Origin of the sequence: Pseudomonas sp. UBT (assembly GCF_050915955.1) — a bacterium.
Lineage (GTDB): Bacteria > Pseudomonadota > Gammaproteobacteria > Pseudomonadales > Pseudomonadaceae > Aquipseudomonas > Aquipseudomonas antarctica_A.
Genome location: NZ_CP168079.1, coordinates 1,513,758 through 1,533,181 on the forward strand (window position 1 = coordinate 1,513,758; position 19,424 = coordinate 1,533,181).

Below are 19,424 nucleotides of genomic sequence, written 5' to 3' on the forward strand. Positions count from 1 at the left end.
GGCAAGCCCCGCTCCCCCGTGGTTGATGGCATGCTCCAGAAGCAGCACGCCGTCACATCAATTGAGTACCGCAGCGCCTGCCCTTTGAGCCTTGCGACGGCTCGACACATACAACCCTGCCAACACCACCAGCAAGCTCAGGATCCCGGTCGCAATGATCTCGACCCGGTGTGCTTCCTGGAACAGCATGATAGTCAGCGTCCCCACGATGAACACCATCACCGCGTAGGTCAGGCCGGGGAACAGCCACATCTTGAAGACAATCTTCTCGCCCGCTGCCGTGCGCTTCTGGCGCATGCGCAGTTGCGACACGGCAATCACCAGGTACACCAGCAACGCAATAGCGCCGGAACTGGCCAACAGGAATTCGAACACCGCCGCCGGGGCCACGTAGTTGGCGAATACCGCCAGGAACGCCGCGCCAGTCGACAACATCACCGCCCAGTAAGGCGTGCCGCTCTTGTTGGTGCGCTTGGCCACAGCCGGTGCGTCACCGCGACGGCCCAGGGAGAACAACATGCGCGAAGCGGTGTACAGCGCCGAGTTGAGGCAACTGGTCACGGCAACCAACACCACCAGGTCGACGATCAACTTGGCGTTTGGAATGCCCATGCGTTCCAGCACGGTCTGGTAGGAACCTACGGCCGCCAGGGTCGGATCATTCCATGGCACCAGGGACACAACGATGAAGATCGACAGCAGGTAGAACAAACCAATCCGCCAGATCACCGAGTTGGTGGCCTTGGTGATTTGCTGGCCCGGGTTCTTCGATTCCGCTGCTGCGATGGTGACGATCTCGGTGCCCATGAAGGAGAACATGGTGGTCAGGATTGCCGCCAACACCGCGCCCATGCCGTTCGGCATGAAGCCCTGGGTGTCAAACAGGTGCGAAACGCCGCTGACCTGGCTGGTCGGCAGGAAGCCGAAAATGGCAGCCAGACCAAGGATCACAAAGCCCACGATCGCCACGACTTTGATCAGGGCAAACCAGAACTCGAACTCACCATAATGTTTCACGCTGAACAGGTTAGTCGCCGTCAGCAGCAAGGTGATGATCAAGGTAAACGCCCAGATCGCCACATTGGGGAACCAGGCATGGAGGATGGTCGCCGCCGCGTTGGCTTCCAACGGAATCACCAGCACCCAGAACCACCAGTACAACCAGCCGATGGTGAAGCCGGCCCAGTGACCGATCGCGCGGTCAGCGTAGGTGGAGAACGAACCGGTGTCCGGCGAGGCCACGGCCATTTCGGCGAGCATGCGCATCACCAACACCACCAGCGTACCGGCAGCCGCGTAGGCCAGCAGCACTGCAGGGCCGGCGGCAGCAATCGCGTGGCCGGAGCCGACAAACAAACCGGCACCAATAACGCCGGCAATCGACAGCATGGTGACGTGACGCGGTTTGAGCCCCTGTTCGAGGTCATTGGAGCTTTGCGTACTACTCATTGACACACCTTTGCGAGGAATTGCGAAAACGGTCCGCCCGACCTGCGATCTTTCTCGTGAAAAGAAACCAACGGGGCGTTCTTTATTTTTTACGCAAGATTTGCGCCAAAATGTTACAAGGTCGCGATTGACGCGGGCTGTAGGACAATTGATCAGCCGTCGCAAGTCATTGAGAACAATGGCATTCCGCTATAGCGTTACCGAGCGACTCACTTTCAAGACGCCTGCGCGCACCAAAAACACACACGAAAAGTGCGTGACGCCCCATTAGGGGGCTGATATGGACCGTTTGCCCGGTTAACCCTTCCAACACCCGGCCAAAGCTGGCACCATCGCGCCCTTTTTTACGCGAAGCCTGTGGATTTATCGGGTTCAAACGTCTGTTAGGTTGTTGATGGCGCGACACGCTGCTGTGCCGATGCGACACCCTGCCGCACACCACCCGTTAACCGTCCGTAGCGCTGTTGGCTGCCATCCGAACGCTATGCTAGCTTGGCGCCTCGCCAGGAAGGCGGCCCAACAGCAAGAACGCAATGAACACAATGAGGACCGCACATGGCCCAGGCCGCGCCCGCGCTTGAAATCCGCAACTTGCACAAACGCTATGGTGAGCTGGAGGTACTTAAAGGTATCTCGCTGACCGCTCGCGACGGCGACGTGATCTCGATCCTGGGCTCCTCCGGTTCCGGCAAGTCCACATTCCTGCGCTGCATCAACCTGCTGGAAAACCCGCACCAGGGTCAGATCCTGGTCGCCGGTGAGGAGCTCAAGCTCAAGGCTGCAAAGAACGGCGAGCTGATGGCCGCCGACGGCAAGCAGATCAACCGCCTGCGTAGCGAAATCGGTTTTGTGTTTCAAAACTTTAACCTGTGGCCGCACATGAGCATCCTCGACAACATCATCGAGGCGCCCCGCCGTGTGCTTGGCCAGAGCAAGGCCGAAGCGATAGAAGTGGCCGAAGCCCTGCTGGCCAAGGTCGGCATCAGCGATAAACGCCACGCCTACCCTGCGCAACTGTCCGGCGGCCAGCAGCAACGGGCGGCCATTGCGCGCACCCTGGCGATGCAGCCCAAGGTCATCCTGTTCGACGAGCCGACATCGGCGCTTGACCCGGAAATGGTCCAGGAAGTACTTAATGTGATCCGCGCGCTGGCCGAAGAAGGCCGCACCATGCTGCTGGTCACCCATGAAATGGGCTTCGCCCGTCAGGTTTCCAGTGAAGTGGTGTTCCTGCACCAGGGCCTGGTCGAAGAGCAAGGATCGCCACAGCAGGTGTTTGAAAACCCGCTTTCGGCGCGCTGCAAACAATTCATGTCCAGCAACCGCTAACGGAGCAACATGCATGCAGAACTATAAAAAATTCCTTCTGGCCGCGGCCGTTTCGATGGCGTTCAGCGCCACGGCCATGGCAGAAACCTTGAAAATGGGGATCGAGGCGGCCTACCCGCCCTTCAACAATAAAGACGCCAGCGGCAACGTCGTCGGCTTCGACAAAGACATCGGCGACGCCCTGTGCGCCAAGATGAAAGTCGAGAAGTGCGAAGTGTATGTGTCTGACTGGGACGGCATCATCCCGGCCCTGAACGCCAAGAAGTTCGACTTCCTGGTGTCCTCGCTGTCCATCACCGATGAACGCAAGCAGGCTGTCGACTTCACCGACCCGTACTACTCCAACAAGCTGCAATTCATCGCACCTAAAGCCACTGCGGACTTCAAGACCGACGCGGCTTACCTGAAGGGCAAGATCATCGGCGCCCAGCGCGCGACGTTGGCCGGTACTTACCTGGAAGACAAGCTGCCGGACACCGAGGCCAAGCTCTACGACACCCAGGAAAACGCCTACCTCGACCTGACCTCCGGCCGCCTCGACGGTATCCTCGCCGACAAGTACGTGCAGTACGAATGGCTCAAGAGCAAAGACGGTTCGGCCTATGAATTCAAAGGCGACCCGGTTGTAGAAAGCGACAAGATCGGTATCGCCGTACGTAAAGGCGACCCACTGCGCGAGCGCCTGAACAAAGCCCTGGCAGAGATCAAGGCAGACGGCACCTACAAGAAGATCAACGACAAGTACTTCCCGTTCAGCATCGAATGATCTGAACGGCCTGACCGACGCGCTCGCTTGAGCGCGCCGGCTTTTAGCAATGCCTGCCGCGATATGAAAACACCATGAATTTCGATCTCTACGGATTCGGCCCGGCCCTCGCCGCCGGCGCGCTGATGACCGTCAAACTGGCGCTCACGGCCTTGTGCCTGGGGCTGGTGCTGGGCCTTGCCGGCGCCTTGGCCAAGACGTCCCCGTACAAGCCGTTGCAATGGCTTGGCGGTGCTTACTCGACCATCGTTCGTGGCATTCCCGAGCTGCTGTGGGTGCTGCTGATTTACTTCGGCACGGTCAACCTGATGCGTGCCCTCGGCGAGTTTTTCGGTAACCCCGACCTTTCGCTCAGTGCCTTTGCTGCCGGGGTTATCGCCCTGGGGCTGTGCTTTGGCGCCTACGCCACCGAAGTGTTTCGTGGCGCGATCCTCGCCATCCCCAAAGGCCACCGCGAAGCCGGTGTGGCGCTGGGGCTGTCGAAGTTTCGGATTTTCACCCGGTTGATCATGCCGCAGATGTGGCGCATCGCCCTGCCGGGGTTGGGCAACCTGTTTATGATCTTGATGAAAGATACCGCACTGGTGTCGGTGATCGGGCTGGAAGAAATCATGCGCCATGCGCAGATCGGCGTGACCGTGACCAAGCAGCCGTTCACCTTCTTTATGGTCGCGGCGTTCATGTACCTGGGCCTGACCGTGCTGGCCATGACCGGCATGCACTTCCTGGAAAAACGTGCCGCCCGCGGCTTTGCAAGGAGCACCCAATGAGCGGTGACTACAGCTGGCTGTCGCACTTCGACCTGGGCCTGAACTGGGCCGTGATCATCAAGTGGCTGCCCAAACTGGCCCAGGGTGCGACCCTGACCCTGGAGCTGGTCGCCATCGCGGTAATCGCCGGCCTGCTGCTGGCTATCCCGCTCGGTATCGCCCGTTCTTCGCGCCGCTGGTACGTGAGCGCCCTGCCCTACGCCTACATTTTCTTCTTCCGTGGCACGCCGCTGCTGGTGCAGTTGTTCCTGGTCTACTACGGCCTGGCGCAGTTCGATGCCGTACGTGAGAGCTTCATGTGGCCATACCTGCGCGATCCGTTCTGGTGCGCCACCGCCACCATGACCCTGCACACGGCCGCCTATATCGCCGAGATTCTGCGTGGCGCGATCCAGGCCATTCCACCGGGTGAAATCGAAGCGGCGCGCGCCCTGGGCATGTCCAAGCCCAAGACGCTGTTCTACATCATCCTGCCGCGTGCTTCGCGTATCGGCCTGCCGGCGTACAGCAATGAAGTGATCCTGATGCTTAAGGCCAGTGCCCTGGCCAGTACGGTGACCCTGCTGGAACTGACCGGCATGGCGCGGACCATCATCGCGCGCACCTACCTGCCAGTGGAGATCTTCTTCGCCGCCGGGCTGTTCTATCTGCTGATGGCCTACATCCTGGTGCGCGGCTTCAAACTGCTCGAACGCTGGCTGCGCGTCGATGCCTGCCAGGGACGCTGAAGCGCGCTTTGAAGCGCTGGATGCGTTTCTGATCGAGCACCAAGGGCTGTGGCGACCACGGCCCTTTACGCACCTGCAGTTACCCTGGGAAACCCAACATCCCGAGCTGGCCCAGTGGCTGCGCCAGCGCTCGTTGGCCGAGGCTGAAAGCTGTCACAACCACCCCCATGACCTGCCGGCGCCCGCCCCCTTTGCACAATTGGCTGCGCAGGCGTTGCAACTCAGTGCTGTGGACAGGTTACCGACACACGCGCTTGCGCCCGCTCGCCATCGCCTGAACGTCGACGTACCTGGCCGCAAGTGGCAGCAAATTGAAGCCTTCGGCACCGCACTTAATTTCGCCGAAACACCCACCCATTGGCTGGACTGGTGCGCCGGCAAAGGCCACCTCGGCCGCCGCTTGCTGCAAGCCGGCCAACACCTGACCTGCCTCGAATACGACCCGGCCCTGATCGCCTCGGGCCAGGCCTTGAGCGACCATCACGGCCTGCCCGCTACCCATCGCCTGCAAGACGTGATGGCGCCTGTGTCAATCAGCGCTGACCACACCCCCGTCGCCCTGCATGCCTGCGGCGACCTGCACGTGCGCCTGCTGCAACTGGCCAGCGCAGCGGGCTGCAAGCAACTGGCGCTGGCGCCTTGCTGTTACAACCGCATCAGCGCTGACCACTATCAAGCGTTATCGAGGGTTGGGCGCGAGTCACGGCTGCAACTATCGGTCGATGATCTGGGGCTGCCGCTGAGCGAAACCGTCACCGCCGGCAACCGTGTACGCCAGCAACGCGACACCTCCATGGCCCGGCGCCTGGGCTTTGATCAGTTGCAAAGGCAGTTACGCGGCCGTGACGAATACCTGGCCACGCCCTCCCTGCCCGCCCACTGGCTGGACAAACCCTTTGCCGACTATTGCCGGGAGCTGGCAGGCCTCAAGGGTTTTGCCACAGGCGAACAGGATTGGGTAACGCTTGAGGCGCACGGCTGGCGCCGCTTGGCGCAAGTGCGAAACCTGGAGTTGGTACGGGCGCTGTTTCGGCGGCCCCTGGAAATGTGGCTGGTGCTGGACCGGGCACTTTTCCTGGCGGACCAAGGCTATAAAGTCGAGGTAGGCAGCTTCTGCGAACCCACACTGACCCCGCGCAACTTGATGGTGCTGGCTGAGCGCGATTAGGGAGCAATTTTTCCTGCACGCGCCCTGTGGATAACTCTGTTGATAGTTTATTCACAGAGGCTGTAGCTATCAGTGCTACAGACCAAAAGCCACCCTGGTCATTTTTTGTTCACAAAATAAAACGCACACAAAACAGGCAGTTGCAGCGCATTGAGAACAGCGCCACAAAATCGCTGTTTCGTGGCAGCAGCAACCAACCGATTGTGCATAAGCATTTAGCGTCAAGCGAATAAACAGCACTTTAGGCCGTTTTTTTCGGGGCCTTCAACAACCGGCAAATCTCATTCAGATCGTCAGTGAACAGCCTTTTTGCCACGGTATCCAACGGGTCAGTTGCAAACGCCAAGGCTTCATTGATGGCCATGTCGCGATGAATCTCCAGCGGCGCTTTCCCCAACCGCTGCTTGAACGCTTCAACCATATCCAGACTGAATGCACTGCTCTCATCCACTTGGTTGACCACCACATGCACAACTGGCGGGCGCTCACCCTCAAGGTGCGGCGCGAGCAGTACGTCGAAATGGTCGAGCGTACCGAGGCATGCGGCGTCGGCTTGCGTGATCACCAACACCACATCGGCAACGTTCAGCGCTTGATGGAAGTAGACGTTATTGCCGGCGGGCGTATCGATAATCACCGTCTGCCGCTCGCTCAGGCCCAGCGACGCGAGCCGCTGCGCCAGCCAGGCAGGCTCGTGCTTGAGCCAACGTTCGAGGTTTTCCTGCTGCTCAATGTCGATATCGCCAAAGGTAATCACCTGGCAACCGGCGAAGCCAATCTGCTGTAACGGGCGCCATTGCCCATGCTCCAGGCTGGTGCGGCCGATACCGGGCAATGTGGCACTGACGCCGAAGTGATGGTGCAAGGCGTTTTGCGGGTCAAGATCAAGCGCCACCACCGACTCGCCGTGGCGCTGTAAACCACTGCTCAAGGCCGTGGCCAGGGTGCTACGGCCGACACCGCCATTCATCGACACCAACGCCACCACTTTGGGGCGCAGCGCTGCGATATCAGTCAATTGGGATTGGGCAGGGGTGGTTTCATTAGCAGGCACGCTGCCAAAAAAGTGCATGCGCGCATTAATGCCTTGGGCATCATGGGTCACGTTTTTGCCGAACAATGCCAACAGTTCTTCGCTAAGGCTCATAGCCTGCTCCTCACGACGCAGCTTAAAGACGTGAAAGGTCGGCAAGCAGCACTTACCGCAGGTCTTCTTGTAGGCGTCCCAGTTGTCGCATTCTGTGACAGGAGCAACAAAGTGTCATTATTTTGATGTTTTCACTGATTGTTTTTTAGACAGACGGTAAATAGTCAATTTAATGGCCGGCACTTGCTAACTGCATGCGCGCACTCAAGGCACGGCACAACGCATTTACATCCTGGCAACCGACGCTGTTGATCGCAGGGTCGAGCGGGTCTCGCCCATAGGCCTGCGCCTCACTGAACGCTAAGTCACGCCGCACGGTTCCCAACACGGCGTCATCCAGGTGTAACGTGAAGACACCTGCCATGTCCTGGCTGAAAGCATGGCCGCAATCGACCTGGTTGATCACGTAAAACCGTTGAGGTGACGATGCGTTCGCAAGATACGGCGCGAGCACCTCGTCCATCCTGGCCAAACCACGAAACGAAACCGCATCCGGCTGAACCACCACCAGCACCGTATCCGCCACGGACATCGCCTGGGTCAGATACACCGTGTTGCCAGCAGGGACGTCGATGACCACCGTGTCCTCGCCATTCAGCCCAAGCCCAGCCAGGCGCTTGCCAAGAAATTCGAGGTCCTGCCCCAGCCAGCGGTTCAGGCTCTGTTGCTGCACAGCATTGGTCTTCCCGAAGGTCACCAGACGGCACCCGGCAAAACCTCGTTTGGGCAAGGCTTGCCAGGTCTGGTTAAGCAGGCTGGTTGCGCCAAGGCCCGGCAGATCAAACCCTGGGCACAAGTGATGAAGCAGCGCGTTCTGCGGGTCCAGATCCAACGCCAGCGCCGGGTGCCCCTGGCGTTGCAGACCATTGGCAAGTGCAGCAGCCAGCGTGCTGCGGCCCACGCCGCCTGTAGCAGAAACCACCACCACCACCTTCGGCGCAGACCCATCTGAATAAACAGCGGCAGGTGAACCGTCCAACACCTCAGGCGGGTGAAGAGACTCTGCTCCTCCTCGGTTCAAGTGATCCAGCAAACGCTGCAGGGGCTCAGCCACCCGCGGCTCGCGCAAATCGGGCACAGCGGGCGCGGTGTATGGTTTTGATAGGTGATCTGCACGCCCCACTGACTGCTCCCCTTTTGAACTGCTGATCAAACAAGGGCGGCATTGTGTGATATCACAATGATAGTGTCAGTGTTTTGGTGCTTGTATCAGAATCCTTTCAGATAAGCGGCATGGCGTCATTTTTATGGCTTGTCGTTTTTTTTGAATATTCACTTCTACAACAATGCGCTAGCCGACTCATAAGCCTTTTTTAGACAAACCTTGCTGATTTTTTCGTGATTGAGAGACAGGTGGGTATCGCTCAAACCGACTTCGTATCAGCACACACATATATCTACACGCCTACACAACAAGCCAAAACACCCAGCTCACGACACAAACCCTGCGGGCGTAAGCCACAAGCCGGATACGCAACGCGTATTCTCCAACCCTGTGGACCCCGCCGGGATGCGGCGTGGTGAATGCGCCGTGACGTATCCGGACTCGAAAGGCCCGACGCAGGCGTTGGGGTACATGGAATTTGCCGACCGTTACGGGGGGGGGGAATTGAAGCTGATTTGCAGCTCCAGAGACGACGAAAACGCAGCCATCGCAAAAAAACCTTGGTTTCTGCAAAAATAGTCAGAATTCAGGGGTTTACAGAAGCTTGCCAATCGCTATAATCGTCGCCCTAACACGCCGGTATAGCTCAGTTGGTAGAGCAACTGACTTGTAATCAGTAGGTCCCGGGTTCGACTCCTGGTGCCGGCACCATATAGAACAACGACTTAGGCTCACCTTGCGGTGGGCCTTTTTCGTTTTGGGCTTCTTCTAGTAGAAATTTTCCCCGTTCGTTCCCCGTTTCTTTAAAAGACTGGTGATTCCACCCTCATCAGTCATCCGTGCAGCAAGCCATCTCAATTACCTATGCCTCCTACCATCACCACCCCGGATCAGGGTAGTGGTCATTCATGGGGTATTTCGCGATTGGGTGTTGTCCGGGATTCTCCCTAATTAGCCTGGGTTCCCATTCCGGTATGGCAGGTACTGGAAAAACTACCGAGGCCCCGGCAGTTCTTTTTCGGCCTACAAGCGCATTTCCCTGATTACGCGCCTTGGCTCAGTTCCCCGCGAAAGGGCGCGCCGGGCGTCCTTTGTGAGCTGGTCGAGAGCTTGCTCCTCGAATGCCGCCGCCATTGCGCTGGCCTTCCTGACGATCAGCAGCGCCAGCTCCGGCGGAAACACCACCTTGTCGGCGGGTAGGTAATCACAGTCAATAACGGACACGGCTCTATCCTCTGCGCGGGTGATGCTGGCGCCGGAATGAAGCGGGGCCAACAGATGACCTGCAGATGTTACCAGCGGAACGAGAGCAGCTACCTGGAATCCGGGGGTTGGCCAAGCTGGCAAGCAGAAGGTTTCCGCTCCAGGGTGAACGACTCGTTCACCACCTGCTCCGACCTGCTGTCAGTTCGCTGGAAGCCACGGCAAATACTTGACGAGCATCAAGCACCAGCACGCCACCTTTAACGCTGGAAGCTTTGCATTGCTTGGGCTGCGGACAATTTCCCCGTGGTCTGTCGGCGAAAATCCGTCTAGAGCCTGTCTAGTATTGCCTGGCGCGCTAAGGATTTGTCTGGCCCGATATTTCACCACCCCATCCGGCCGGCGTGGGTCTAGATATTGGTCGGGCAGTTACCTTGACGGGCACTTCTAGAATTCTTGACGAGGCTGGTGCTGGCCAACCTAAGCGAATGGCCACAAAGCATGGTCCTGCGTGGCTTTCAGCGTTCCTGCCGCTGGTGGCGCCGGAGAAATCCGTCAAGACCTGTCTAAAATCTCGTCAAGGTTCCGTCAAGGCTGGTCAAGGATTTCCTGTCAGTGAATGTCGCGGCTCGCCCCTGTTTCTGGACGAGGTAGCTATCCGGCCGCACGCCCGATCTGCCATCAGCCCTAGCTGGCTTTGGCCTGCGGGCCGGGCCGGAAGAACTGCGGCCTCTCCAGCCGTCCAGAGTCTGTCCAGAATCCTATCCCGCGTCAGGACTGCCCCAGACTGCCCACGACGGTTAGCTCTGCAATGCCCTGGCGAATGAACACTAGGTTCTCGTCGAGCGTTTCCAGTGCGCCGCGCACGTTGTTGGCAATGTCTGCCGATCCGCGCTGTTCGACCCAGTTGGAAAGCTCCTCCACTGCGGCGCCCAGTGCGAGCTGGTTTTGATTGAGGCGGTCGAACAGGCTGGCGATCAGTTTGGTTTCCGTCATGGTGGCTCTCCGTGTTTCGAGAGAGCGTAGCACCGGCGCCGTGAATGCTTGGAATCACCTTTACGTGGTTTGCGTCTGCCGGCGGCAAAGTGGCCTGGTGATGTGATACGGGATTTCCCCGAATCTAATGCGTGAGCCCCGCCCGCATTGGCCGCTGCGCGTTCTCAGGCGTCGAATCCGTCTCATGCCTGTCTCACATTTGCCAGCGATTCGGTAAAGGCCGGGTAAAAGTAGGTGGGCCGAATGCGCCGTATCCGTCTGGGGTCTGTCAGGGGTATCAGCGGCCGCGGTGCGCTTGTTTGACGGGCTGGCCACGCGAACAGTCTCAGACGCCCACCCGGCGTGGTTTTTGTCTGATGCCTGTCTCGCATTCCGTCAAAGTGTGGTCAAAGTAAATGCTGGCGCCAGCGTGTTGCGATCTACACGGTGAGTTGAATTCAACGCTCAATGCTGGCGCGGATCGTGCGCGCCGGCCAGTCGACCCCGCGCCGTGGGTTTGGTCTGGGCCCGGCCAGGTTGCCAGTGGAAACCACTGCAAAACCCTGGAAACCACAGTGGAAACCAGCGCCTGGCAACTTAACAACCCTAAGAGTGTAATTACCGTCAGATAGCTACAGAAAGCAACATTACGAGCCGGCAGTGCGCTCTGGGCATGATCTGGATGCGCACCAACGTCTCTCGCATGAACTAGAGTCTGAGCACATTGAGCGAGGACAAAGCATGGATCAGACGATAGACATTGAGGCTCGCATGATCAGTTTCCTGGAGACACAGGATCATGTGCGTCCATTGGATGGGCACGTCGACCAGCCGATGAATGTGAAAATGGCTGATTACCTATTCTTTAACGGTCGAGCTGTAACTGAGCTGAAGACACTCAAGATTGACCCAAAAGATAAGATTTTCAGCCACGCTAAAGCAGCGATGGATTCAGACGACTTTCCGCTTATCTTTGGCGACTACGATCTGGAAGCTGCTATCAAGGCAATGCCTGAAGGCCAAGCGACCATAGATAGGATTTTCGCTAAGGCCACAACGGTAGTTGAAGGCGTTTGTCGCAAAGCACGAGATCAGATCGAGTCAACAAAGAAGCATCTTGGTCTGAACCCAGAGACGCCAGGCATTTTACTCGTGCTGAACGACACAGTTGAAAGCATTCCGGTCGCCCAGCTAGTAGATCGCTTTAACTTCTGGCTCGAAGGGGGCAGCGAGAAACGATCGGACCGGTTTTCGCACATCGATTTCGTTGTGCTCATCCAGACGACTTATCGAGTCAAGAATCTCAAAGACCGAATGGTTCCCGCATTCATTATTTACAATGAGTGCAATGCCCATCGCCATCATCTAGTAGAAAAAGACATACACGAGTTTCTTGAATCGTGGGCTCAGTCGCAGGGGCACCGGTATGCCACAGCACAAAATATCCATTCCCTAAAGTTCGAGCCTGACCAGCCTTCAGCGCCTCCCCCGAAAACTAGGCAAGAGCATATTGAGCAACGGTACCAGCAGAACCGGTACCTTGAAGTGCTGCCGGAGGAGGAGTTTATAAAGTACGGCTGTGAAGTCATGAGCCGGATGATGTCGGTCGTTCTGAAGGCTGGCCCCAGACCGTCAGATGCAACAGCAATGTCGTACATGGATCAGTTCGCGGAGTTTCTCGAAGAGTGCCGAATAAGGAGTTTCGATCTAAAGAAGGTCACGAACCGGATGCGGACAGGCCCTTAAGCTGGCAGCCATTACTAAGGTGCTAGGTTCGCGCCTTGATGGTTGCGAACCAGAAGTGCGAACCTCAGTGCGAACCTGCTGCAGGTACGCACCCGAATGCGTACCAACCGTGCGTACCGAGCTGCGTACTTGCTGTGCGCAATTTGCGCAGTTACTGCGCATTCCGTTGGCGAGCCGTCGCTGGTGCGGGGTAGCCTACATGCCAGCCTGGGCATCACTCCCATTGTAAGAACAAGCCAGCTCATACGAGAGCAGACCTATGCATAGTTTTGATGAGCTTGCCGACCGTTGCGCAGCCTTTACCCTGGAGGCGTTGCGGAGCGCAAACGAAAGAACGGTTGAAGCTCTACAAACGAGTGCGGCTACCCCTCTGGTGAAAGCTCTCCAGATGATACAGCTGCAGAAAGTGATCTTTTCGGTTGGGATGTTCTCGATCTTCGAGGCCAGCTTACAAGACCGTCTGAATTGCAGGGATGGATTCCGAGAAGCGGAAGCCATATTGGACCAGCAAGGCGAAGCTGAACTGAAGGATCGTTTTCAGGACCTAGTAGCAGCCATCAATGTGCTTAAACACGGAAGAGGTCGCAGCTATGACGCGCTTGTTGCCAAAGCGCAGTGCCTACCATTCCGGATGAAACTCCCGGATGAAGCGTTTTTCTTTGAAGGTGACGTTTCTGAGGTAGCGACACTTGTCGAAGTGGACGATGCGTTCGTACAGCTTTGCGGTCACGTAATCCGTGAGGTGTCTGAAGTGCTGCGCAAGGTACGGCAGGACTTTATTTAACGTTCGTCTACCTACCGTATGCCCGAAAGAGAAAGACGATTTTTTGCCATTTGTGGTGTGGATACCGCCCGATCGAGTCAGCGCCAGCGACTTAACAAAACTTAACCTTTTTTCAGGGCAAGAACCTGTCAAAACCTGTCATCGAGCGCGCACCAGAACCTGACAAAACCTGACATTGGATCGAGTGCGGGGCCAGGCTCGATGTTGACAAATGTTGACATCAGATCGGCCTGGAGCCGATGGCAACGCTCGCGGCCTGTTAGCAAAGGTTAGTCCCTAGGGAGGTTGGCAATCCCGTCACTTAGGCCACCGTTGGCGAGGTTTAGGTGGTGTTTGACAAGACCGCCATGGAATCTGTGTCAGCCGAAAAATGATATGGGAACTGCTTATGTCTTAGCTGCTTCGCAGAAGATCCTGAAAGCTTGATTTCGATCAACACCTTGAGAATAAACTCGGGATGCTTTGGAGACAAAGGGCCACAATCGTAGGTTGTTTGCGGTGGGAGCGGCGGCGACGATGACTTTCATCGATGCTTCATATTAGATATGGGGATATCCTCCCCGCTAGCACTAACTTCGTAAAATACATCAAGGAAGACCTAAACAATGACCCCCACACTGGGCTGGCTTCACATCTCTGATCTGCACTTCCTTGACGAGCATGCTTGGCGGGACGACCGGCCGCTTAAAAAGCTGATAGAGGACTTGGAAACCTTGATGAGAAGCGGATTACGAGTCGATCTGGTGCTCTGCACCGGCGATATCGGCTTCGGAGAAACCAAGGCTGAGCCTTTGGTCAAGCAATATTTAGAAGCTAAGGCATTCTTCGATAAGGTGCTAGCGACCTGCAACCTAGAGAGTGACCGGCTATTCTTGGTACCGGGAAATCATGATATTGACCGAAGCAAAGTACGCCGATCTCAAACTGAGTGGTTCCGCTCAAGCGAGCGCAATCTGACCCAAATAAACCAAGACTTTCGGAATAGCGACGCCGAAATTAGGCAGTCCATGGAGCGTCTTGCCGCTTACCGACAGTTTGTTGTAGATCACTATCCCCATATCAGCCTTGATCACAACGCCACCTTCGGCGCCAAGGTCGAGATTGATGGAATTACCGTATCTCTCTCTGGACTGAACTCCGCATGGACCTGCGTAGATAATTACGACAAAGATCGTATCTGGCTTGCAGGAGACGCCCAACTGCATGCCTGTAGCAAAGCCATTGACACCGTAGGCAGTTCTGTCCCCCATCTGCGTCTTGCATTGATTCACCATCCGCAGGATTGGCTTCAGCCAGCAGAAGTCCTGCAACTACGCGGACGGCTGGAACAGGATTTCGATTTTTTACTCCATGGACACGCCCACGATCAATGGGTGAGGGAGATCACGACACCTCAACACGTTGTTATCGCCGCCGGAGCTACTACCGGGGAAAGCCAGAAGGAATTTGGCTACAACCTGGTTCAATTCGCGCCCGGTAAGACCGAGGTGCATTTGCGTAGTTACGATTCGAAGGGTGGGGGTGGGTGGATAGAGGAAAACGTCAGTGGCCGTACCAAGCATGGGATCTGGCCTTTGACGGCCCATGCTAATCTGCCCGCCCTGCCCGCCACAGCCACAGCATCCACCCCCGTTCCCTCCGCCCCTTTGGAGGCCTCGCCAACCAGTCGCGGCCACTACGGCTTAGATACCGCAATGGTGGACTGCGCCACCCATCTGAAAAGGGACCGGCTGCTGGTCATATTCGGCATGGCCGGAGTTGGTAAGAGCACCCTGGTGGAGGAGCTACGCCTGCGGTCGGAGTGGAAGAATCTTCGTCTAGTGCAAGTTACGGCGCGGGAGGAAGGTGGCATGCCAGATTTCTTCGGCCAGATCGCCCCCTTGTTGGGCATTCACGACGAGCGGCCTCGCCCCCCGGTAGGAGAGACAGTCGCGAAAATTGCTGAAGGTTTGAATCTGTTGGCGTCGAATGCACAACCCTTCTTCCTCCATGTCCAGCGAGCTCATCTTTGGTTGCGCAATGGAATTTGGCGGGATGCAAATCTTGGTCTACTGCTGGAAGGCTTATCTCGCGCTTATCCTGAAAGTACAATTGTCTTGGAGGCCCGGGAAAAGCCTGATGTCGGCCTGAACAGCTACGAGGTCACCGGACTGCCCAAACAAGCTCTGGCTGATTATCTTTCCCACCCGCCCGGCCTGAGCAAGGGCTGGGCGTTAAGCGGCGACCAACGCAGCTACGTTTTTTCCCGCCTGGGCGGTGGTCACGGACGCGGCGCACACGCTTACGGCTTGAGCCTGCTTGTGCGCCTTGCAGAAGATAAGGGAGGCTCGCCCTACGATATTCTGAGGCAATACCCAGAAGACTACGCCCAAACGCTATACGACAAACTGTTTCGCGATCTATACGAGAATGTCTTGACGAGAGGAGAGCGACGCCTGTTGTTTGTCTGCTCCCTATACCGTGACGGCGTACATTACAGCCATCTGTCTCTTCTGGAGGAGATCGCATCCGCCCAAGAGGCTGGTGGCGCGTTGATACGACGCCGTTTACTCGCGGAGAACGGCGACTGGCTCTACCTACACGACCTAGCAGCAGAGCAGGCCCGTAATCTGGAGACCGACAAAAACCATACTCAAAAAATGCACGAATTCATTGCTGGACTTTGGCTGGATGAGTTAAAGGGTCAAAGAGCCTTGATGGAGGCCAACATCCGCCGTGCTTTGGAGGCGATTTACCACTTAGAACAAGGCGGCCAGTATGAGCGGGTGGCGGAGATAGCCCCTAATTTGTTTGGCCGTAGCCAGGAAATGATCGTACAAGCCTTATGGCGTATGGAAGAAAAACTAATTGCTCAAAGGCAAGATAAAAAAGTTCTCATCGTTTTGGAGTATTTGCTGAAGGTTAGCCCTAATGACCACCAATGCATGCGCTTTCTGGGCGAGTGCAGAAGAAGGCTCTTCGGCACCGAAGACCGTGAAGCGTTGGAGCTGTTTCGGCAGGCCACCCTAGTAGACCCAGGCTTTTTCCGGTACTGGGCCAATTATGGCCATGCTGTTATAGCCAGTAAAGATGAAGAACTGATCGAAACGTTTCTGACTGAAGTGGCAGAGGCGCCGGAAAGAGCGAGAGATGATTATGTTGTAGCCATTCAGGCAAATGCTCTGGAGGCAGTCAAACGCGACGGTGATGCCGCAGACCTGCGCAAAGAAAAGATTGCCGCTGGCAGCACATGTTCAGTGTTCTACAGTAACCATGCGCAATGGCTGCTGGACAAAAAAGCCGATCCCAAAGCAGCGATAGAAGTATTGGAACTTGCCCGGACTGGTGGATTTGCCGACGACATTGCCGAAGCCATCTACGCCTCTGCTCTGGAGGCGGATGGGCGCGATGGCGATGCGGCAGCTCTGCGCGAGGAAAAGATCGCCGCAGGCAGTACAAATGGGGCTTTCTACGCGGATCACGCAATTTGGCTATTAGACAAGAAGGGCGATCCTAGCAGCGCATTGGAAGTGCTGAAACTCGCTCCATCGGCATCTGGGGAGGTCATATCGACGATTCGCTCCCGTGTCATTGCCTTTTCAAAATGACTGCTGATAGCTGATAGCTGCAGTTCAAACCGCGCCTATTGATTCGTTGAGGTCATGGCGATCGCTTGAAATCTCTTGAATGTGATGTTCGAGAGATTTAGGACGCTTTGTGATGGAGATGTCCCTGATGGTGGTAGCCGCTCTTAACTGATTACTCTTGCTGTTACCGGAGTCGTTACCAGCGGCTAGGCAAAGCGATCAGCGAGACAGACGATTTGGTCTGAGTGAGACCATATCGTCTGTTTCGATTAGTCAGTTAAATAGAGCTTGGGCGTATGTCCGTTCCATTCTGAGTACCCGAAATCCTGAATTTTTGGGTTTCTCCTGAGCTGACCTCGGCTGCCGTTTCCTTCACGGGCTGACCGATCTGCATTGCACAGAGGCCGCTGCCTTCGTCATCGCCGGCAATGCCAACGATATGCCGACCTGGCTTGACCTTGAATTTCACAATTTCGCCGGTGTCGATGCGGGCGACCTTTTTTCCGTCGATGAGCACGGTGGCCATGCAGCCGCCAGACGCCCAAAAGCCGTTGTCTCGACTAACTGCCAGTGTCGCACCACCAGGAATGTCTGACTGATAGGCGTAGACCCTGTCGGAGGGCACCCGCTTTGCAGAGCCAGGCGCTACTGGTGTGCTTGAACATCCAGCCAGTAGTGCGAAGGTGACGGTGGCGAGCAAAATCCTGTGCATATTTCTTCCTCCGGGGTTGATGGATCACTTTACACCAGCACCCCTACATCTGGTCTTCGGCGTAAATAGCAGCGCTGATGATCGCGCCACCCCAGCGGCGATGGCCGATGCAAAGAGGTACGGGCAAGCCTGATGCAACGGTGTTTTTTGCACTACCAAAGGCATAGCCAGGAGTGTTCTCGGGCGCGGCGCTAGACTTCAAGCCCTGTGCTTGCGGGCTCAACATCTGAATTACGCCGCCGGCGGCCAGTGCGATACCGGGCGCAAGTGTTGCGCCATTTGTGAAAGGGCTCATAACGATCAGTACGGCCCCTATGATCGTTTGCAAGATACCTGCCCGCTTACTGCCGACGATCACGGGGGCGATAATGATGTCGCCATGGCCTTGATAATTGAGCTCACCCTCCCCGATATTTTTCTTTCCACGGAAAACAGCAAACACAAGTCCGCGCGACCTGGCGTTTGAGATGAATCGCTCAAGGCCTGGAATCTGCACGCACAGAGCTTTCAAGGCTTCCGCTGGCGTGCGCACGGCAAGGTCGTATGACCTGCCGAACTGCCGGAGTTGTCCGTAGAGTTTGATGGTGGTCATAGGGGAGTTATCGAATGCGGTAGCGGCCATGTGGCCTCCTATACGGTGATCGAAGAGGCAGGTAGCCCAAGGCGAATGGCGAGCACTGCGCGCGACATATGCGCATGGGCGATGGTCAGTTGTTCCTGGCGTTGGTCGTAGTTCCACACCCGGTTGTAGATCGTTTCGCTTGCCCTGGCGCCGCGGAATGTTCCCCGCATCAGGTCCGCAGAGACCCGGGCTTCTTCCTCGGTGAAGTAGGGGCCGTCGATGGTCACTTGCTGGCCATTGCGGACGTGCTGGACCTCCCACACCAAGTAGCCTGCGTCCGGCCCCTGAATCAGTTCGTAGGGTTTGAATTTAAGTGTGTTGCATGCGTCGGTGAATCGCTCCTGATAGGTGGGCGTGTGGCTCGCGGTGTTGCTGTCTTGGTCTGTCATGGTCTGTCATGGTTTCCTCTGTGCGCCGCTGGCGCTGGTCGTGGGCTGGTGCTCGGTGGTGTTGCTCGGTGTCGCGCCACGTTTTCGTGATTCGCAAAACGTGGCGCGGAAAATGGTCATTTGCCGACGATGCTCAGGGCGGGCGGTAGCTTTGGGCCGAACGGCGCGCCAGGGGCGAATGGGTCGGGCAACTGGTCTTCTGGGCATTCCCGGATGAACCGGATCATGGCGGCGTGGCAGGCTTGATAAAGCGGGCCACCGGCGCCCCATTCGTCGCTCTTGCGGTCGGCGCTGTCCTCCAGTCGGGATAGGTAGGCCATTCCGCGAAGGCTGGTGTCACCGTCTGCGCTGGCCTGCTGGCGATGTACTGGGTTGACGCCCAGCAGATCGCACATCTGGTCGAAGCCCAGCGCCTGCGCCAACCCCTCATGGTCGAACATCAGGGATTGGCCAAACCCAGCAAGTGCGCTCCACGCTCCACTGCGGGTGGCCTCTTGGTGTTCCTGGGCTCGCTCCTCCAATTCAGCAATGGCCTGCCGGGTGAAGGGGAGGAATGCTTTCAACTTGCCCGCCTGCCGGAGAAGGGCTCGCCGCTCACTGCGGATAACGTCGAGCTGGTCAGCAATGGCGCGACAGATTCGCCGGGTAGTGATGAGCTGCGTGGCGGCGCTGATGCCGGGTTTCATACCGATGTTGCACAGGCGGGTGATAAGGCTGGGCGTCATTGGTGCGCCTCCATAGGTGTGTTGTCGTAGCTGGTGCGCAGGTGAGCACCAGCCGCGCAATGGCGGCTGGTGGGCGCGTAGCAGCTCCGACAAACCATGATGTGGTTGAGGTACTGGTCACGGGCGTGTCGCCATTCGGTCGTGGCAGTGGCGGCGCTTGCGTGTGGGCTGGTACTGGGGCGGGGAGCACGCTCTAGGGGGATGGCCAACACCGGTCGCGGGCGGGGTTCAGGCCGTCTC

At 57.2% G+C, this 19,424-nt stretch carries 17 protein-coding genes and 1 tRNA gene; 9 read left to right on the plus strand and 9 right to left on the minus strand.

All coding sequences use genetic code 11. The features are described 5' to 3' along the window. Window positions 1-57: 57 nt before the first annotated feature. Window positions 58-1,449: a GABA permease gene (gabP, locus tag ACDZ94_RS06935; RefSeq protein WP_064450234.1), complete on the minus strand. Its 1,392-nt coding sequence runs from the start codon at window positions 1,447-1,449 to the stop codon at window positions 58-60. 555 nt (window positions 1,450-2,004) lie between these two features. On the opposite strand from gabP, the gene ACDZ94_RS06940 reads away from it, so the two are divergent. From ACDZ94_RS06940 to ACDZ94_RS06960, 5 genes are all read left to right on the plus strand, one after another. Continuing rightward, complete coding sequence (locus tag ACDZ94_RS06940) at window positions 2,005-2,778, plus strand: ABC transporter ATP-binding protein (protein WP_053253869.1); 774 nt, start codon at window positions 2,005-2,007, stop codon at window positions 2,776-2,778. Window positions 2,779-2,791: 13 nt separating this feature from the next. Continuing rightward, on the plus strand, window positions 2,792-3,544 hold the full coding sequence (locus ACDZ94_RS06945) for an ABC transporter substrate-binding protein (RefSeq protein ID WP_064450233.1): 753 nt from the start codon (window positions 2,792-2,794) through the stop codon (window positions 3,542-3,544). 74 nt (window positions 3,545-3,618) lie between these two features. Continuing rightward, entirely contained in the window at window positions 3,619-4,314 is a 696-nt protein-coding gene (locus tag ACDZ94_RS06950; RefSeq protein ID WP_053253867.1) for an ABC transporter permease, read from the plus strand. Window positions 4,315-4,352: 38 nt separating this feature from the next. Continuing rightward, window positions 4,353-5,042, plus strand: coding sequence for an ABC transporter permease (locus ACDZ94_RS06955; protein ID WP_026013808.1), 690 nt, complete (start codon window positions 4,353-4,355; stop codon window positions 5,040-5,042). Then, window positions 5,023-6,210: a methyltransferase gene (locus ACDZ94_RS06960; RefSeq protein WP_432751230.1), complete on the plus strand. Its 1,188-nt coding sequence runs from the start codon at window positions 5,023-5,025 to the stop codon at window positions 6,208-6,210. Before ACDZ94_RS06955 ends, ACDZ94_RS06960 begins: the two co-directional genes overlap by 20 nt. 241 nt (window positions 6,211-6,451) lie before the next feature. Here the strand turns inward: ACDZ94_RS06960 and bcsQ are convergent, their stop codons facing one another. Both bcsQ and ACDZ94_RS06970 read right to left on the minus strand, forming a co-directional pair. Beyond that, window positions 6,452-7,357, minus strand: coding sequence for a cellulose biosynthesis protein BcsQ (gene bcsQ / locus ACDZ94_RS06965; protein ID WP_064450229.1), 906 nt, complete (start codon window positions 7,355-7,357; stop codon window positions 6,452-6,454). A gap of 169 nt (window positions 7,358-7,526) precedes the next feature. Continuing rightward, window positions 7,527-8,435, minus strand: coding sequence for a cellulose synthase operon protein YhjQ/BcsQ (locus ACDZ94_RS06970; protein ID WP_432751231.1), 909 nt, complete (start codon window positions 8,433-8,435; stop codon window positions 7,527-7,529). A gap of 662 nt (window positions 8,436-9,097) precedes the next feature. Between ACDZ94_RS06970 and ACDZ94_RS06975 the strand changes: the two genes are divergently transcribed. After that, window positions 9,098-9,173: transfer RNA gene (locus ACDZ94_RS06975), tRNA-Thr, on the plus strand. 312 nt (window positions 9,174-9,485) lie between these two features. Here the strand turns inward: ACDZ94_RS06975 and ACDZ94_RS06980 are convergent. Both ACDZ94_RS06980 and ACDZ94_RS06985 read right to left on the minus strand, forming a co-directional pair. After that, entirely contained in the window at window positions 9,486-9,686 is a 201-nt protein-coding gene (locus tag ACDZ94_RS06980; RefSeq protein ID WP_102624492.1) for a hypothetical protein, read from the minus strand. A 750-nt stretch (window positions 9,687-10,436) separates the two neighbouring features. Further along, complete coding sequence (locus tag ACDZ94_RS06985) at window positions 10,437-10,661, minus strand: hypothetical protein (RefSeq protein ID WP_248131910.1); 225 nt, start codon at window positions 10,659-10,661, stop codon at window positions 10,437-10,439. Window positions 10,662-11,381: 720 nt separating this feature from the next. Here ACDZ94_RS06985 and ACDZ94_RS06990 point away from each other — a divergent pair. The 3 genes from ACDZ94_RS06990 to ACDZ94_RS07000 all read left to right on the plus strand — a co-directional run bounded on the left by ACDZ94_RS06990 (window position 11,382) and on the right by ACDZ94_RS07000 (window position 16,757). Then, entirely contained in the window at window positions 11,382-12,386 is a 1,005-nt protein-coding gene (locus tag ACDZ94_RS06990) for a hypothetical protein (RefSeq protein ID WP_432751232.1), read from the plus strand. Between the two features lie 259 nt (window positions 12,387-12,645). Then, window positions 12,646-13,170, plus strand: coding sequence for a hypothetical protein (locus ACDZ94_RS06995; protein WP_271043736.1), 525 nt, complete (start codon window positions 12,646-12,648; stop codon window positions 13,168-13,170). A gap of 605 nt (window positions 13,171-13,775) precedes the next feature. After that, the gene (locus tag ACDZ94_RS07000; protein WP_432751233.1) at window positions 13,776-16,757 is read left to right on the plus strand and encodes a metallophosphoesterase; all 2,982 of its coding nucleotides are present in this window, start codon (window positions 13,776-13,778) and stop codon (window positions 16,755-16,757) included. A gap of 256 nt (window positions 16,758-17,013) precedes the next feature. Here the strand turns inward: ACDZ94_RS07000 and ACDZ94_RS07005 are convergent, their stop codons facing one another. The 4 genes from ACDZ94_RS07005 to ACDZ94_RS07020 form a co-directional block, all read right to left on the minus strand. Next, window positions 17,014-17,448 (minus strand): hypothetical protein, encoded by a 435-nt coding sequence (locus tag ACDZ94_RS07005; RefSeq protein WP_218819898.1) that lies wholly within the window; start codon window positions 17,446-17,448, stop codon window positions 17,014-17,016. 43 nt (window positions 17,449-17,491) lie between these two features. Then, a complete protein-coding gene (locus ACDZ94_RS07010; protein ID WP_432751234.1) occupies window positions 17,492-18,070 on the minus strand; it encodes a tail assembly protein in 579 nt (192 codons plus the stop codon). Window positions 18,071-18,078: 8 nt separating this feature from the next. Further along, entirely contained in the window at window positions 18,079-18,459 is a 381-nt protein-coding gene (locus ACDZ94_RS07015) for a hypothetical protein (RefSeq protein ID WP_432751235.1), read from the minus strand. Window positions 18,460-18,575: 116 nt separating this feature from the next. Then, complete coding sequence (locus tag ACDZ94_RS07020) at window positions 18,576-19,184, minus strand: hypothetical protein (RefSeq protein ID WP_218819895.1); 609 nt, start codon at window positions 19,182-19,184, stop codon at window positions 18,576-18,578. Between the last annotated feature and the right edge of the window lie 240 nt (window positions 19,185-19,424).